The organism is Streptomyces sp. NPDC053750, from assembly GCF_044544295.1.
Lineage (GTDB): Bacteria > Actinomycetota > Actinomycetes > Streptomycetales > Streptomycetaceae > Streptomyces.
In genome coordinates this window covers 58,031-73,311 of sequence record NZ_JBITXB010000025.1, presented here as the reverse complement: position 1 = coordinate 73,311, position 15,281 = coordinate 58,031, and the positions used below count along the sequence as shown (strand labels likewise).

Annotated in this window: 11 protein-coding genes and 2 pseudogenes; 3 read left to right on the top strand and 10 right to left on the bottom strand. The window is 70.8% G+C overall.

Features of this window, described 5'->3' with window-relative positions; all coding sequences use genetic code 11:
- Positions 1-144: 144 nt before the first annotated feature.
- The 3 genes from ACIGO6_RS37665 to ACIGO6_RS37655 form a co-directional block, all read right to left on the bottom strand.
- Positions 145-1,152, bottom strand: a complete 1,008-nt coding sequence (locus ACIGO6_RS37665) for a recombinase family protein (RefSeq protein WP_399884598.1) — start codon at positions 1,150-1,152, stop codon at positions 145-147.
- Between the two features lie 188 nt (positions 1,153-1,340).
- Positions 1,341-2,330, bottom strand: a complete 990-nt coding sequence (pip, locus tag ACIGO6_RS37660) for a prolyl aminopeptidase (protein WP_399884596.1) — start codon at positions 2,328-2,330, stop codon at positions 1,341-1,343.
- A 103-nt stretch (positions 2,331-2,433) separates the two neighbouring features.
- Entirely contained in the window at positions 2,434-3,042 is a 609-nt protein-coding gene (locus tag ACIGO6_RS37655) for an ABATE domain-containing protein (RefSeq protein WP_399884594.1), read from the bottom strand.
- A gap of 96 nt (positions 3,043-3,138) precedes the next feature.
- Between ACIGO6_RS37655 and ACIGO6_RS37650 the strand changes: the two genes are divergently transcribed.
- Entirely contained in the window at positions 3,139-3,927 is a 789-nt protein-coding gene (locus ACIGO6_RS37650) for an MBL fold metallo-hydrolase (RefSeq protein WP_399884592.1), read from the top strand.
- 133 nt (positions 3,928-4,060) lie between these two features.
- Entirely contained in the window at positions 4,061-4,477 is a 417-nt protein-coding gene (locus tag ACIGO6_RS37645) for an ester cyclase (RefSeq protein ID WP_399884590.1), read from the top strand.
- A gap of 368 nt (positions 4,478-4,845) precedes the next feature.
- Here ACIGO6_RS37645 and ACIGO6_RS37640 read toward each other — a convergent pair whose 3' ends face one another.
- The 4 genes and pseudogenes from ACIGO6_RS37640 to ACIGO6_RS37625 form a co-directional block, all read right to left on the bottom strand.
- Positions 4,846-6,744: a Tn3 family transposase gene (locus ACIGO6_RS37640; RefSeq protein ID WP_399884588.1), complete on the bottom strand. Its 1,899-nt coding sequence runs from the start codon at positions 6,742-6,744 to the stop codon at positions 4,846-4,848.
- Between the two features lie 697 nt (positions 6,745-7,441).
- Positions 7,442-7,843, bottom strand: a pseudogene (locus ACIGO6_RS37635) (DUF4158 domain-containing protein); the annotation flags it as partial.
- A 239-nt stretch (positions 7,844-8,082) separates the two neighbouring features.
- Positions 8,083-8,334, bottom strand: a complete 252-nt coding sequence (locus ACIGO6_RS37630; RefSeq protein WP_399884586.1) for a hypothetical protein — start codon at positions 8,332-8,334, stop codon at positions 8,083-8,085.
- A 515-nt stretch (positions 8,335-8,849) separates the two neighbouring features.
- Positions 8,850-9,569 carry an NUDIX domain-containing protein gene (locus tag ACIGO6_RS37625; RefSeq protein ID WP_399884585.1) on the bottom strand — a complete coding sequence of 240 codons (720 nt, stop codon included), beginning with the start codon at positions 9,567-9,569 and terminating at the stop codon, positions 8,850-8,852.
- Positions 9,570-9,947: 378 nt separating this feature from the next.
- Between ACIGO6_RS37625 and ACIGO6_RS37620 the strand changes: the two are divergent.
- Positions 9,948-10,190, top strand: a pseudogene (locus ACIGO6_RS37620) (hypothetical protein); the annotation flags it as partial.
- A 44-nt stretch (positions 10,191-10,234) separates the two neighbouring features.
- Here the strand turns inward: ACIGO6_RS37620 and ACIGO6_RS37615 are convergent.
- The 3 genes from ACIGO6_RS37615 to fxlM form a co-directional block, all read right to left on the bottom strand.
- Positions 10,235-11,491 (bottom strand): serine hydrolase domain-containing protein, encoded by a 1,257-nt coding sequence (locus ACIGO6_RS37615; RefSeq protein ID WP_399884583.1) that lies wholly within the window; start codon positions 11,489-11,491, stop codon positions 10,235-10,237.
- Positions 11,492-11,953: 462 nt separating this feature from the next.
- Positions 11,954-13,090 (bottom strand): hypothetical protein, encoded by a 1,137-nt coding sequence (locus ACIGO6_RS37610; RefSeq protein WP_399884581.1) that lies wholly within the window; start codon positions 13,088-13,090, stop codon positions 11,954-11,956.
- A 96-nt stretch (positions 13,091-13,186) separates the two neighbouring features.
- Positions 13,187-15,271: a methyltransferase, FxLD system gene (fxlM, locus tag ACIGO6_RS37605; RefSeq protein ID WP_399884579.1), complete on the bottom strand. Its 2,085-nt coding sequence runs from the start codon at positions 15,269-15,271 to the stop codon at positions 13,187-13,189.
- Between the last annotated feature and the right edge of the window lie 10 nt (positions 15,272-15,281).

The window sequence follows — 15,281 nt, the reverse complement described above, 5'->3', positions numbered from 1 at the left end:
GGGGCAAACGTCTCCGTTCAGCACACGACGCAATGAGAATCTGACACTGCGAATGAGAAGCGGTGAGAATCCGACAGCTTCAATGCGACAGGACAGGCGTTGAGGGCCCTGTTCTCCCGAAGCTGCCACGAAGTGACAAGTAACTCAGCGTGTTGTTAGGGCCTTGGTTTCTGCGCGGGGTTCAGGGACTTCGTTGCCGGCGAGGGCGGCGAAGTCGGCGTGGGCCTGCTCGACGGCTTCGGGGTATGCCTCGCGCTTGGCGTGCTCGGCGAGCGCCCGGTAGATGCTCGCCACCGAGGGGTTCTGCCCCTTGCGCTTGCCGGTTGGGATGATCAGGTCGGGCTGGATCTGCTCGACGGACTCGCCGCCCGCGCGGCGGCGCAGCACGGTGTGGAGCATGTCGTCGGTGATGACCGGGGGCCGGCCGCCGTGCTTGCCCTTGCGGGCCGCGGTGTCGAGTCCTTCCAGCGTGGACTCCCGGATGTTCTCCCGCTCGGTCTCGGCCATCGCGGCGAAGAACGCGAACAGCAGCTTGCCCGGGCCGGTGGGGTCGTAGATGCCGGTCAGGGGTCCGGCGAGCATCTCCAGGATGAGGCCGTGGGCGGTGAGGTGGTCGGCGAGCGCGGTGAGTTCGGCGGCGTCGCGGCCGAGGCGCTTCATCTCGTACACGGTGAAGATGACCCGGCAGTGTGGGGCGTGGGCCTTGACCTCCCGCGCGGTCCGCAGCGCTTCCTCGAACTTGGGGCGTACGCGGACGCGGGTGCTGATCTTCTCGCTGAAGATCTTGTCCCTCGGGATGCCGTGCTTGCTGAGTGCGTCGAGCTGGGAGTCGAGTTCCTGCCCGAGCGTCGAGCAGCGGGCGTAGCCGATGCGGATGTCCGCGCTCGGCAGGTCCGAGTCGATCGGCGCAGGCGGTGGGGTGCCCGGCCGCCAGGGCTGCCCCGGCCTGCGGTCGGCCGGGGTCGGCACCCTCAGCGCCTTCTTCAGGCGGGGCACCAGGGTGAAGCGGCGGGTGTGGTAGGCGGAGGTGACCGCTCCTGAGCGCGAGCGGCACGGCGATCCGGGCTGCGTGTCGCACTTCGGGCAGGCGTGCCGCTCGACATCGTCCGCGTCCGACTGCTCGGACGGGGAAGGGGTTTGAGGGTCCGTCATGGGCCCGGATTTTCGCACAATGCAAGTCTCAGAAGGGGGCCCATCCAGCTTTTGAGTGAGAACGGGTTGTGAGAACCAATCGACGGTCGGGCGGGGTCCGGCGACCCGTTCTTGATCATGCTCGCGCAAAGGACCGTTTATGAGAGTGACGGCGCGTACGGCCCTGGCGCTCGTTTCTGATCAGCGCGTTACGTCCTTGGGCCGGCATGGTCTGTCGAGCTCGCCATGGCGAAGCGTGAGATGGACTCAGCCGCCAGGGTGAGGGATTCGTCGCTTGCCGGATCGCCGGGTCCGTCGATGATCCTCAGTTCGGCGCCGGGCCATTCCTGCGCGAGTTCCCAGGCTGTGACGGGCGGGTTGGCGAGGTCGAGCCGGCCGTGGAGGAGGATGCCGGGGATTTTGGCGAGCTTGGCGGCGTCGCGGATGAGGGCGCCTTCGCCGATCCAGGCGCCGCTGGTGTGGTAGCGGGCGGAGGTGCGGGCCACCGCGGTCTGCTCGGTCGGAGGACGCTCGCCGAGCAGGGCGGCCTCCTGGCGGGTGCCGCCGGCGGTGCCTACGGTGTCGTGCCAGCGGCTCCAGGCGCGGACCGCGCGTTCGCGGACGGCGGGGCTCTCGTCCTGGGTGAGGCGTTCGTAGGCGCGCACGACGTCGTCGTACGGCCCGGCACCGACGGCGTCGAGGAACTCCTGCCACTCGCCGGGGAAGAAGCGGTTCAGGCCGCGGTAGGTCCAGTCGGTCTCGGCGCGGCGGGACGTGGTGACGCGGGACAGCACGATCTCGGTGACACGCTCGGGGTGTGCCTCGGCGTAGGCGAGCGCGAGCGTGGAGCCCCAGCCTTCTCCGTACAGCAGCCACTGCTCGATGCCGAGGTGCTCGCGGAGGCGTTCGACGTCGTCGGCGAGGGTCCAGGTCTTGTTGTGCCGCATGGCGGTGGCGGGGTCGGCGGCGCTGGGGGTTGAGCGTCCGCTTCCGCGCTGGTCGAGCAGGACGATCCGGTAGCGGTCGGGGTCGAACAGGCGACGCTGTTCGGGCCGGGTGCCGGCGCCGGGGCCGTCGTGGACGACGAGGGCGGGCTTGCCGTCGGGGTTGCCGGAGGTCTCCCAGTGGACGAGGTTGCCGTCTCCGACATCGAGCATGCCGCTCGCGTACGGCTCGATCGGGGGGAACAGGCTCGTCATGACGGGGATGTCCTCTCGGCGCTCGTCCGGCTCCGGCCGGGGCGCCGGAACCACCCCCTACAACCTCACGGAAGAACTCATTATTTCCCGTTAGGTCGAGCGTTCAGTTCGCGGTGCCGCTGCGGCGGGCGTAGGCGCGGGCGGCGCGCGCGCGGTCGCCGCAGCGGGTGGAGCACCAGTGGCGCCGGCCGTGGGTGCGCAGGAGGAACCGGTCGCAGGGTGCGGAGCCGCAGGCGGCGAGGAGGACGGCGTCGGGGCCGGTGAGCAGGTCGGCGGCGTCGGCGGCGAGGGTCGCGAGCGCATGGCTGACGGCCTGGTCGGTGGGGTGGGCCTGGATGCGGCGCAGCCCCTGGGCGCCGTCCCAGGCGAGCAGGGGTGCGGTGGGTGCGGCGGTCAGGGCCTCGTTCACGGCGCGCAGGGATTCCTCGGGTGGGGTGGCGCCGTCGACGCGCGCGGTGAACAGGGCCCGCACATGGCCGCGCAGTGTGCGCATCCGCTGGGCGCAGACCTCGTACAGCTGCACGTCCGGGGTGGTCAGGTCGTGAGTGGCGAGCCAGCGCATGGCGGACTCGGGCGCGGCGAGCAGGTCGTAGCCCTGACCGGCCGGGAGTGTCGCAGTGGTGTCGGCGAAGTCCAGGGAGCGGTACCGGTCGGCGCCCGGGGCCGGGGGCAGGGCGGTCTTCACGACGTCGGCGGCCATGGTCTCATTCATGCCCCTCATGGTAGCGCTTGCGTTTTTCCGTGAGTCCTGCTTACGGTGGGCATCACGGAAAACATTCAAGCTATCCGTGATAAACGAGGAGATGGCATGTCCCAGCACGACACCCAGCAGTTCCCGGTCCGCGTCTTCGGCGGCCCGACCGCCCTGTTCGAGTACGGCGGCCTGCGCTTCCTGACCGACCCGACCTTTGACGGCCCCGGCAACTACGCCTCGCCTGGCCCGACCCTGGTGAAGACCGCTCCCTCCACCACCACGCCCGCCGCTCTCGGCCTCATCGACGTGGTCCTGCTCTCGCACGACGAGCACGCCGACAACCTCGACACCTCCGGCCGCGCCCTGCTGGCCGACGTCCCCCTCACCCTGACCACTCCCGGCGGCGGCGAGCGTCTGGGCAAGAAGGCCAAGGGGCTGGCCGACTGGGAGTCGATCGAGCTGGAGCGCCCCGACGGCGGCACCATCACCGTGACCGGTGTGCCCGCAGTCCATGGCCCCGGCCCGCGTGAGGAGGTCGAGCCGATCGCAGGCCAGGTCGTCGGCTTCGTCCTGACCGGAGAGGGCCTGCCGACGGTCTACGTCAGCGGCGACAACGCCCACTTGAATCTGGTCAAGGAAATCGCCGAGCGGTTCGCCCCGGTGGACACCGCCATCCTGTTCGCCGGAGCGCCCCGCTTTTCCGAGGTCTTCGACGGCGGGCTGATCGTCCTGGACAGTGCCCAGGCCGCCGAAGCCACCCGGATCCTCGGCGCCCGCCGCGTCGTCCCTGTCCACCACGACAGCTGGGCCCACTTCACCGAGGGCCGCGACGAGCTGGAGGCCGCCTTTACCGCCGCCGGCCTGGCCGACCGCCTGGACGCGGACTGGATCCAGCGCGCCTGAGCAGAACTCCCCACTCGGGAACCACGACCCCACACCGCTCCGGGCCCGTCACGCACCGGGCCCGGAGCGTGTGCGACAACCTCTGCGGCGTCCCACGGCGCTGCTGGCAGTTACGACAGAAAAGGCCAGTCACATGTCCACCAAGACCCACACCGAGCTCGTGCGCCGCTTCTACCAGGCCCTTGAAGAGGGGGACTACGACACACTCACTGGCATGTTCCACCCGGACTTCGTCTTCTACCCCCGCATCGGCTCCCCGCGGCCGGGCGCCGCAGGATTCATCGACGCGGAGAAGAAGCACGTCGACGCCTTCCCCGGCATCCGGCTGACCGTCATCGACACCGTCGCCGAGAACAACAAGGTCGGCGCCTACGTCGTGGTCGAGGGCACGCAGGGCGGCGACTACTACGGCATCCCCCCGCGCGGAGCACACATGCGCTTCTCCATGTTCAACCTGTTCACCTTCAAGGAAGAGAAGATCATCGAGAAGCGGGCGCACTACAACCAGGCCGACATCATGGACCAGCTCACGGACGGCCCCGCCGCGTAGGACAACATGTGACCCGGTGCGCCTCGCGCCGTTGGCCCTGCCGTTCGGCGGCCCGCTGCTGACCAGGACCGCCCCTTCCGTCGGCAGCCCCGCCGACCTCGGCCGCGGCGACGTGGTCCTGCGCGAACACCACCTCGGCGGCATCGGCGCGGTCGTTGGTGACGACGTTGAGCACGCCCGCGGGCAGCCCGGCCTCGTGCAGGCAGCCCCTTCGGGGGCGGCAGGCCGACCCCGGCTCGCAGGCCCGTCAGCGGTCTGCGAGGGCATCAGCCGGTCCCCTCCTCGCGTTTGGCCAGGCCCTCCCCGGCACGGCGCCTCACCCCGGTCAACGATCCAGCCGCCCGCCGACGACGCCGGGGTACGGGTCTTCAGGATGCCGACCCGGCCGCACTCTCCGCCGCCGGTTGGGGAGTCTGCCCATCGGGCGCGGTGCGGGGGCCAGGCACCATGGACGCCGCGGCGGCGAGGTCGAGGTGGGAGTTCATGTCCAGCTCAAACCGGCCGTAGGGGTTCACATGGGTCCAGAACAGCGGAGACAGGGCCCGCCGGTCGGCGTCGGTGAGCCGCTTCTGCCACTCCTCCTCGCTCAGGATGTCCTGGAGGAGCAGGGTATTGACGTACACCAACGCCGACTGGAGCAGGTGCAGGGCGAGCATCGAGACCTCCTGCGTCTCCTTGTCGGAGCCGGTCAGGTCGCCATCCTTGCCGTAGAACAGGTCGTGGTTGGCGGAGTTCCAGTTCTCCACGACCTGGAGCCCGTCGTTGATCTCGCGGCGCAGCTCAGCGTCGGCGAGGTAGTCGCAGATGAACGCCGTACGCACCGCGCGGCCCAGTTCCTCGATCGCCCGGTAGGTGGGGTGCTTGGGTCCGCCGCGGGTGAAGCGCCGCAGGACCTGCTCGGCCTCGGCGGTGCCCAGGCGCAGGGCGGTGGTGTACTTCACGATCTGGTCGTACTGCTGGCGGATCAGATCCCAGTCGATCGTCTTGCTCGACAGTACCGGCGCCAGGTTCGGCCACTTCTCGTCCTCCCCGGCCGCCGGCCGGTACAGGCGCGCGGAGCCGACGTTCTTCAGCCGGGGCAGCAGGTTGAAGCCGAGCATGTGGGCGAAGGCGAACCCGACGGTGGAGGCGCCGTGCGTGTCTGTGTACTGCCGGTCGATCTCCACGTCCGTGCAGTGCCGCAGCACGCCCTCGATCATCGCGGCGACCTCGGAGGCCGAGCAGGACTTGAGCTGGCTGTAGACGCACAGTGACTTCTTCTCGACGTGCCAGTAGATCATCACGCCGGGCCCGCGGTAGCGCTGGTGCCACTCGGTCATGAAGTTCGAGGACCAGGAGCCGAACTTCTTGGAGTCGCTAGCGCAGGCGGTGCCCTCGCCCCACCACGCCTCATCGCGGGCGGCGAAGGTGGCGTTGACCAGCCGCACCAGCGCCGCGCGCAGGTTGGTCCGGTTGACGAACAGGTGCCGTACGCGGCGCAGGACGGCCTCGCTCTCGCCGTGCTTGCCGGTGACCGCGACGCGCTTGATGCCCATGTTCGTGCCCAGCGCGAACAGCACCAGCAGCAGCCGGCGCCGCAGCACCGCCTTCGGGACCGCCTCCCTGGTGGCGACCGAGGTGAACTCGCCGGTGAAGCCGGTGGCGAACTCGGCCTCCTTGAGGATGTCGATCAGGTCGATGGTGCCCCAGCGGCGTTCGATCTCCGCCTTCAGCGCGACCAGGTTCTCCGGCTCCTCCTGCTTGCCCAGCGGCGAGACCTTGATCCACGGCTCGCCGTGCTTCTTGACGATGTCCACCCCGCCCGTGGTGCCCAGCTCCAGAGCCGTGTCGAAGCGGGTCAGCGCCTCCCGCAGCCGCTTCTGGAGGGCCCCGATGAACTTCTCCGGGTCCTGCGGCTGACGGATCGCGTCGTAGTGCACATCGCGGTTGTCCTCGAAGTCCGGCGGCAGATCGTCCTCCGGGTTCCGCCACCGGTTCGCCCCCGGCACCCAGATCTCCCGCCGCCGCAGCGCGTCCCGCAGCGCCACCAGCACGCACAGCTCGTACGGGATGCGCTCGACCCGGCCGCGCTCGTCCACCACCGCCTTGCGCCACTCCTCGCGCACCACCCCAGCCAGCGAGATCTTCTCCGCCTCGTCGAAGAACGCGCCCTCCTTGGCGATGGGCTGATCCAGATACCGCTTGAGCAGGTCGATCGCGTCCATCACCGGCCGGTAGGCGGTGTTGTTGCACTTCAGATCCAGCGCGTTCAGCAGCGGCGAGAGCATCCGCCGCCAGTGGTTCCTCGTTCGCCGCAGCCTCCGCCGCGAGCGCCTTCAGCGTGGACTCCCCGGCCACTGGATAGATCACCTTGCGAACCGTGCCGCCCGGCTCCGCGACCGCCGCCTCCGCCAGCCGCAGCAGGATGCCCTCCTTGCCGCGGACCCGCTTCAGCTCCTTGTTGAACTCGCCCTCGACCTTCTTCTCCGCCCGCGTATTGATCTTCTGCACGAGCTGGATGAACAGCTCCACCAGCGAGTCGGTGATCTCCGTCTCCCGCACGTGGCACAGCGTGGCCAGCAGCGTGTACCGCACCGGTCCGGCCGCCGCCCGCAGGTCCGAGGGGTACTCCTTCGCCGCCCGAGCCCGCCAGGCCGCCACCAGCTTCTCCGACACGTCCCCGAACAGCTCCGGCGGCAACTCCAGCGCCCGCACCCGCTGGAGCTTGTTCACCTCCGCCAGCAGGCTGTCCAGCCCCAGCGCCCCCGGGTCCGCCTTCAGCTCGGTGAAGAACGTGCCCCTGCCTCCCGCGCTCTCCGCGTCCGTGCCGGCGTCCTCGGCGATCAGGTCGTCCAACCGCGAGCGGGTCGCCGCCGACAGCCGGCCCACGGTGGCCGCGCAGAACCGCTCCTCGAAGGTGCTGACCGCCGAGCCCACCAGCCGGGCGATACGCCCGGGCGTCGGCGGCTCCAGCCGATCGTTGCGGCAGCGGGCCACCACCGCCTCCGCGAGCCGGTCCCGGTTCAGTTCCACCCCGCACAGCTCGACCGCCAGCCACTCGGCGAGCTGGGCCTGGTCCTCCTTGGTGCACTCACGGAAGCCGAACGCGGCCCGGATCTCCGTCCGGTGCCGCTTGATCGCCCGCCCCGACCAGTCGTACGCGGCCCACTCCTCCGGGGGCACCTTCACCTGCTGGGCGACGTACGACACCGCCGGCACCGGGATCTCCCCGGCGTCCTCCGGGAACCGGGCCTCCACCTCGAAGAACTTCAGCAGCAGCGCGAACCCCAACCGGTTCGCCCCCGACTTGTTCCGCAGCCGCTCCTGGTCCTCCTCCAGCAGCGTCCAGACCTCGATCAGGTCCTCCGGCTCCCACTCCTGCCGCACCCCGGGCTCCTTCCGGTCGTCATGACCGGACCAACCTCGCTGAGCACGGCGCTCGATGAGCCCAGAAGATCCAAAACTCTGACAAGCAGACCCAGATCCGCTACAGAGAGCTACTAGTCACTTCGTGGCAGCTTCGGGAGAACAGGGCCTTGAGGGGGCGTCCGCCCCAGCGGATGCCCTTCTCGCTGCGGGTGCGGGCGCGTTCCTTGCGTTGGGCGGCAAGTACGTCGGAGTAGCGCTTACGCCCCGCTGGATGCCCACCGCACCACCGCCGCCACCCCCAGCAGCACAGCCGGTACCGCCCACGGCCACCGCATCACCCGCCGCACCGAGGGTGCCAGCCACAGCGCTCCCACCGCGCCTGCCAGAACGACGGCCAAGGCACAGGCGAGCTCGATCCCGCCGTACGAGGCCTGGTCCCAGTCACCGTCCGGACGGGTGTTGATCGCCAGCCAGAGGAAGAACGCCGCCGCCAGGGTCAACAGCACCACCGGAACGGCTGCCCGCCACCATCGACGGCGGCAGTCCGGAGTTCTGTGCGGCGGCCTTGATGATGTCCTTGTTGGCCCGGATCCACTCGGCCTTGTCCTGGCGGCCCTTGGCGGCGGCTTGGGCCAGGAGCAGGGGGACGGAGGCGGCGCCTGGGGCCCGCCGGCCGCATCGGTGTATTCCCGCACCGCCAAGGTCCACGAGACCGTGGGCGACCACGGGTCCGCCGCCGAGCACTACGCGCTGGCCGCCACCGCGCGCCCAGCGGACACCTACGCACGCATCGTCGCCCTGGACCTGGTCGCGGGCGCGGAGATGCACCTCAAGCGCGGCAGCATCGAGCAGGCGTGCCTCACGTGGCACAAGGCCATCGACCACATGGGTGGTGTCCACTCCGTCCGCACCCGCAAGGCGTCTTCCGCATGCGCAGCGCCCTCAGGCGGTTCCGGGCCCGGGGCCTGCGGTGCGTGGCCGAGCTCGACGAACGAGGACGCGACTACCTCGCCGGCGCCTGACGTCAGCGCTGTTCGAAGAAGCGGCGGACGATCGGCTCCAGGTAGTCCGCGTGCGGGCCGTCCAGCCCGGCCAGTTCCTCCGGTGAGCCCATCAGGACGAAGGTATCGAGTTCAGGCTCGCGGCCCTGGCTGCGCTCGGCTGCCGCAGCAGCAGTGAAGTGAGCGCGCAGCGTTGGCTCGGGAAGGGCCGGGGCCAGGTAGGTCAATCCGACACTGCCGTTCTCACCACGGGTGACGACCCACAGCTCCAGGTCCTCGGCGGCCACGGCGACCCCCAGCTCCTCGACCAGCTCGCGCGCGGCCTGGCCGGCCAGTGCCGCCTCGTCCAGCACTGCCCCGTCCTGGGGAGGCTCCACCGAACCCCCGGGCAGCTGCCAGCGGCCCGGGGCGGCTGTCGAGGGCGACATCCTCGCTGCCAGCACACGGCCGTCGTCCGTCGGCTGGACGGTGTTCACGAACAGCGAGGGGAGGGCGGTGGCGCCGGGAACGCGGCGAAGGGCGTAGTGCCGGTAGGTCACACGCACCCACGACAGCCGCAGGATGCCTGGGCCGGTGCGCTCGAGTTCCCCGCACGCCACCGCAGGCCCGTCGAACAGGGTGGGGTTGGCCTTGACCGCCATGTCCCACACCCGGTCGCGGGCCTCAGCGTCCTGGGGCGACAGCGGCGGCTCCGCAGCTTCGGTGAGCAGGAGCCGGTCAGCGTCGAAAAGGTCAATGCCCACGGGGGGCAGTGTCTCGATCACTGGCCCATCCTATTGTTCCGAAACGCTCTGTATTCATGCTCGTTGACGGTGTGTGAGGGGCTGAGCGGGCCTGGTCACCGGACGCGCAGGAGGCTGTGCGGTTGCTTGAGGGGTCGGCGCTGGTGGAGGGCCGGGACCGGACGGAGGTTGCGGGCCTGTTCAGGGTGTCGGGTCAGGGCCGTGGACAACGGGTGGGCGAGATGGCTGGCCGGTGGCCGGGACGCGCTGCTGTCCCGTCCGCGTGGGCGCCGGGGGGGGCGAGCAACAGGTCCTGTCCGAGGTCGAGCAGGACGCCGTCCGACAAGCCATCCTCGAGCACACCCCGTCCGCCCTGGGCGGGCACGGTTGGCTCCGTAGGTACTACTAGGCGGGGACAACCTGGCTGATGTCGCGATGCTGCGGGCCGAGCCGGTCGTGTTCGGACCGGTCGCCTCCGACCCGACCATCTCCCGGCTCGTCGACACCCTCGCCGCTGGCAGGATCCGGGCCCTGACCGCCCTCCATGCCGCAGTACGCGAATCGTTCAAGGCGAGCCTGCGACATCTGAGAACCGATCGAGTGGACCTGTTGTGGGCCCACGCTCCCGACTACTCGACTCCTATCGAAGAAATCAAGTGGTGTCTTCTGCGGGTGTGCGCCCCCGGTCACCCGCGCTTCCGGTCGCCGCACACCGCCCGGTCCAGCAGGCGGACCGTGGCCTCCGCCTGCTCGAGGAAGCGCTTCTCGTCACCGAAGCGCGTGGTGAAGACAGCGGCCGCAGCCGACACCCGGCCGTCGGGCGTGACGGCGGTCTCGGAGGCAGTACCGAAGGACGTGCCGCCGTGGTACCAGATTCCGCCCCCGCAGCCCTCGACCGGGCGCCAGGCGATGCCGAGCCCGTAGCGGGTCCTGCCGTCGGTGGCGTAGCCGGGCGCCGGGACGGTGGTGCGCATCTGCTCCAGCTGCTCCGGCGGCAGCAGCCGCCCGCCCATCAGGGCGCGCAGGAAGGTGTTCATGTCGCGGGTGGTGCTGATGATGCCGCCGTCCGCGCCGCCGCCCACGGCCAGCGTGGTGTCGGTGAGGTCGTCCCGGCCGGGGAACTGCGTGTACCCGGCGGCCGTCGGCATCGGCACGTACGGCGAGGTGTCCGGTATCAGCGTGCGGCGCAGCCCCAGCGGCTCGATGATCCGGTCGTGCACCTCCTGCGCCCAGGGGTTGCCAGTGGCCTTCTCGATGACCATCCCGAGCAGCACGTAGTTGGTGTTGGAGTACGCCCACTGCGTCTCGGCGCCCGGATCGTCCACGTCCGGCAGCCAGCCGGGGGCGCGCTCCATCGCCACGGCGACCTGCTCCTCGGGGGTCTGCGAGCGGAACCGCTGTGCGTGGAAGCGCTCGGGCGTCAGCTCCGCCGGGTCCTCGAAGGCGATGTCCGTGTAATTGGCCAGGCCGCTGGTGTGCTGGAGCAGGTTGCGCAGGGTGATGCGGCTGCCGTCGTTGCCGTTGCCGGCGACCACCCCGGGCAGCCACTGCTCGACGGTGTCGTCCAGGTCCAGCGTGCCCTCGCCGACGAGCTGGAGCGCGGCCACGGCCGTGAAGGTCTTGGTGTCGCTGCCGATGCGGTAGTAGGCGTCGAAGGGCACCCGGCCCCCGTCCTTCAGGTTCGCGGTGCCCGATCGGGCCTTCGTCTCGCGCCCGGCCGCGTCCCGGGCGAGCACCGTCAGCCCGGTGGCTCCCGTGTCCCGTACCGCGTCCGCGTCCCGCTGCAGCCGCGACCGCGCGTCCCCGCCGCCAGCGCCCATGGCCTCGGCCGTGGTACCCGGCCCGAGAAGCGATGCGGTCCCGATTGCGGCGACCCCGGCCACGGCCAGCCCCGCACGCCACCGTCCGGACCGGCCCCACCGCACACTCTTCGTGATCTCCATGGCCGGAACGCTACGGAGGGCCTGCGCCGCGGACCATCCAGCTGGCTGCCCGGACGGGGGTGGTGCTGGCCCCCCACCACCCGGCGGCCACCGCTCTCCTTGCCGCACCCCCTGCTGACTGTGCCGGGGAGAAGCAGCAACGCGCGATGGTGAGTTCTGAGAAACGGTTGACCTCTGGGATGGGCCACGGCGTGCTGTGTCGGTCGGCCCCTGGGAGGATGCGCACTACCAGGGCAGACAGCTCGGCGACGGGGTCCGGCCACAACGGCCGTTACTCACCGGCCGGAACGGCCGCAACCGTTCCCACTCGGCATCCGTCAGGTCGCCCCGCCTCATGCCCACAACAACGATCCAGGAACGGGGCGGTCACATGATCGCCCGGGCAGCCCCTACACTAGGAGGCCAGCCGCTCATCCTACGTCTTGAAGGTTCTCTCCCTGCGGACTCTTTGAGCTGATCTTGTCAGGCTCTCTCCATAGGAGGCGTACGTCCAAGGCCGAGCTCTGGGGCGAGACTTGCCCGGATCACGCTGTTGCCGGTGCGCACGACCGAAGCGAGTTCTCCTTGCAGCTCGTTCGGCATGCCCCCTGCCCCGAGGGCGCAGGCATGCACCAGGTCGCGGCAGTCCTGTGCCTGCCGGCCTGAGGCGATCGCGGTGAACAGAGGGTGGGCCAGGGTCTCGCGGGCCGCGTAGCCGTCCTGGGCCTGCGTCGTCCTGCGGTGGAGGTCGTCGACGATGCGGTGCGCGGCAGGTGTCTGGGTGGAACCGGTCGCGTCGAGGACCGTGAGGCCGAGGCGGACGTCGAAGATGGTCGTGCCCGGTTCGGGCTTCCGGTCGATGTACGTCTTCACCAGGTTCGTCATGTGGTGATCGACCGGCTGCCCGGCGGAGCGGCGGCACAGGACGGTCAGGCAGGACGTGACGGCCTGTTCCCACGGATCGCCGGGGATCGTGTCGGCGAGGAGGGCAGTGGCCCGCGCGGTGGCACCCACAGTGAGAGCGGCAACTACAGCGACCTGGCGTCCGTCGAGCATCCGTTTGCCTACGCCACGGTGGGCTTCGATGTGTGCTTCGGCCTCGGCCCACCGTCCCGTGCTGGTGAGGGTGCGGGTGCCGTCGGCGAGGAGCACGCGCCAGAGCCACGCGCGGACCTCGTCGCGGTCCTCGTCGGTCGCGGTGAGGTCCGACGGTACGGCGATGTCCTCGAACTGGGCGGCCGCGCCCGCCTCGACCGCCGCGTACAGGTCGAGCAGCCGCTGACGTCCCTCGTCCGCGCGGCCGGCACGGATCTGGAGGCGGGCGAGGTTGACGACCGGTTCCAGGCCCCGGATCGCGCTCGTGCCGGGCAGGGGGCAGGCGTGGAGGTAGGCGGCGGCGTGCCGTCGGCACAGCTCGCGGGCGAGGTCGGGGAGGCCGACGTCGGAGGCGACGAGCGCGGCCTGGTTGCAGGCGGCCGATGCGAGCACTTGGTCGCTCTTCTCGACCGCGGTGCCGGCGAGTTCGACGAGGCTGTGCACGCGCTCGGCGAGAGGCGGGCAGGGAGGCCGGAATCGGGCGACGAGCGGGAAGCGCTGGGCTGTGGGTCCGTGCGGGTCCATGGGTCCCCCGGTGTGAGTGGGAGCTGCTGCTGCTCGGACGGCGGTGCCCACCGGTGGGCGTACGGGCGGCGGGCACCGTCCGTCACACGTGGTGCGTCACCGCCAGTCGACGACGATGCGGTTCAGCGGGGTGTCGAGGGTGAAGAGGCCGGGGCGCTGCTCGATCGCGGGGGCGTCGAGGGGCTGGATCTCGAACCTCGCCTCACGGCCGCGGTACTCCCGGTCCCAGGTGCGGACGGCATCGGCGACCTGCGCCGCCAGCTCGTCACTTCCAGGGCCGTGACCGATGACGCCGAACTCCCACAACTTGCCGCCCTCCGGCGTCCTCCGCTCCGACAAGCGCCGCGCCAGGTAGGCGACGGCGCCCTTGTCGACGACCGCCGAAGAGGAGGGGTAGGGGTCCTCCGTGAGGAGAGTGCCCTTGGCGGTCCGGGGGAACAGCATCCGGATCAGGCCGGAGGGGAGGGAGCAGGTGAGGAACAGTTCCATCCACTCGGGCGACTCCATGGCGCGGACCGTCATGCCGGTCCACTCCTCGGTGCGCGGCTGGTACAGGACGCCGGAGAGGGCCTCGGCGTCGATGTTCTGCCCGGCCGGGGCCTGCAGGCGTACGGTGCCGTCCGTGCTGAGGGGGACGACGCGGCGGGCGTCGTCGGCGATGCCCCGCCGCAGCGGCATGAAGGTGTTCATCTCGCTGCCGAGGGACACCCATCGGCCGTCGCGCTGCTCGTAGGCGATGGAGCGGGACACGGTGCCCTTGAGGCGCTGGGGGACGAGGAGCCGGCCGCCGGGCGCGAGTTGCCGCAGCCAGGCGTGCGGCACGCCGTGCGCGCCGACGGTGGCCACGATCCGGTCGTACGGTGCGCCTTCGGCGTGGCCCAGGGCCCCGTCGCCGGTCACCGCCGTGACGTTGCCGATCCCGGCGGCGGCGAGGTGCGCGCGGGCGCCCTCCACCAGGTCGTCGTCGACGTCGACGGTGGTCACGTGGCCGCTCTCGCCGGCCAGGTGGGCGAGCAGAGCGGCGTTGTAGCCGGTACCGGCGCCGAGTTCGAGGATGCGCTCGCCGGGCCGGACCTCGAGCTGGTCCAGCATGAGGGCCACGACGCCCGGCTGGGAGGCGCACGAGATCGACGTGCCGTCGCTGTCGTACTTGATGTGCACCGGTGCGTCGGCGTAGGCGTCCTCGAGGGGCGCGTCGGGCACGAACACGTGGCGCGGCACGGTCCGCAGCGCGTGCTCGACGGCAGGCGTACGGGCGTGCCCCTGCGCGCGCAACTCGTCGACCAGGGCGTTGCGGAGGCGCTCGGCGTCCGTCGTAGGGGTGGTGGCGATCGTGTCGTTCACCCCCTGGACGCCATTCGTGCCGGTCGCCGTTTCGCCGGACGGTGCGGCGTTGTCGCTCGTTCCCATGACTACCTCTCGTGCGATGTCGGACATGGCGCTCTGGTCACCCCTGAGGAGACCGGCGCGGTTGGAGTGGAAGATCGTGTGGTGGGCGACGACGGCTCGGAGACCGCGTGTGAGGGCACCACGACCGGCGAGGGCGGCCAGCTCGGCACCCGCCCGCTCGAAGGCGGTCACCCATCCGCCGTGCCCGGCGAGCGGGCCGCCCGCGCGGCACAGGTCGCGGGCGTCCACGGTCATCAGCTTGCGCATGGCGCGCTCGAGTTCGGCGGCCCGCTCGGAGGGCGGACAGCCGGTCGTCGGCCGGAGGGCGGCGACCTTCGCCCACACGTCGCCCTGCTCGAACCAGTCCAGTCCGGCCGCCCGCATCATCGCGCTCGCCAGCAGCACGGCGGTTTCCCGGCGCCCGAGGTTCTCCGGGCCGGGCCGGTGGGTGAGCAGGTGGCGGCTGTCCCGGTGGAACAGCTCGTGGGCGACGTCCATGGCCTCGGTCCCGCCGAAGGCCTCGGTCTCGGGCTCGTAGACGCAGGGCAGCCACGACACGACCGGGCCGCCGTCCTGGACGAGGTCGCTCAGCACCGCTTCTACGGCGGGTGACGGCTCGTCGGCGCGGTACCGCAGCGGCCAGGGCTGTTTGTTCATGAACCACCAGCCCGTGAGCTGTCCGTCCTGTTCGGCGGCGAGGAGGACGGGGGCGATGCGCTCGGCGATGGCTCGCCGGCCGCTCTCACGGTCGGCGAAGGTGATGTTGTGCTGCTGCCAGCGGTCGGGGGGCATACGGGTGTCC

What these genes read in the sequence shown, in the direction of transcription:
- ACIGO6_RS37665 (WP_399884598.1), bottom strand. Translation starts at nt 1,152, where the DNA reads ATGACGGACCCTCAAACCCCTTCCCCGTCCGAGCAGTCGGACGCGGAC.
- pip (WP_399884596.1), bottom strand. Translation starts at nt 2,330, where the DNA reads ATGACGAGCCTGTTCCCCCCGATCGAGCCGTACGCGAGCGGCATGCTC.
- ACIGO6_RS37655 (WP_399884594.1), bottom strand. Translation starts at nt 3,042, where the DNA reads ATGAATGAGACCATGGCCGCCGACGTCGTGAAGACCGCCCTGCCCCCG.
- ACIGO6_RS37650 (WP_399884592.1), top strand. Translation starts at nt 3,139, where the DNA reads ATGTCCCAGCACGACACCCAGCAGTTCCCGGTCCGCGTCTTCGGCGGC.
- ACIGO6_RS37645 (WP_399884590.1), top strand. Translation starts at nt 4,061, where the DNA reads ATGTCCACCAAGACCCACACCGAGCTCGTGCGCCGCTTCTACCAGGCC.
- ACIGO6_RS37640 (WP_399884588.1), bottom strand. Translation starts at nt 6,744, where the DNA reads ATGCTCTCGCCGCTGCTGAACGCGCTGGATCTGAAGTGCAACAACACC.
- ACIGO6_RS37615 (WP_399884583.1), bottom strand. Translation starts at nt 11,491, where the DNA reads ATGGAGATCACGAAGAGTGTGCGGTGGGGCCGGTCCGGACGGTGGCGT.
- ACIGO6_RS37610 (WP_399884581.1), bottom strand. Translation starts at nt 13,090, where the DNA reads ATGGACCCGCACGGACCCACAGCCCAGCGCTTCCCGCTCGTCGCCCGA.
- fxlM (WP_399884579.1), bottom strand. Translation starts at nt 15,271, where the DNA reads ATGCCCCCCGACCGCTGGCAGCAGCACAACATCACCTTCGCCGACCGT.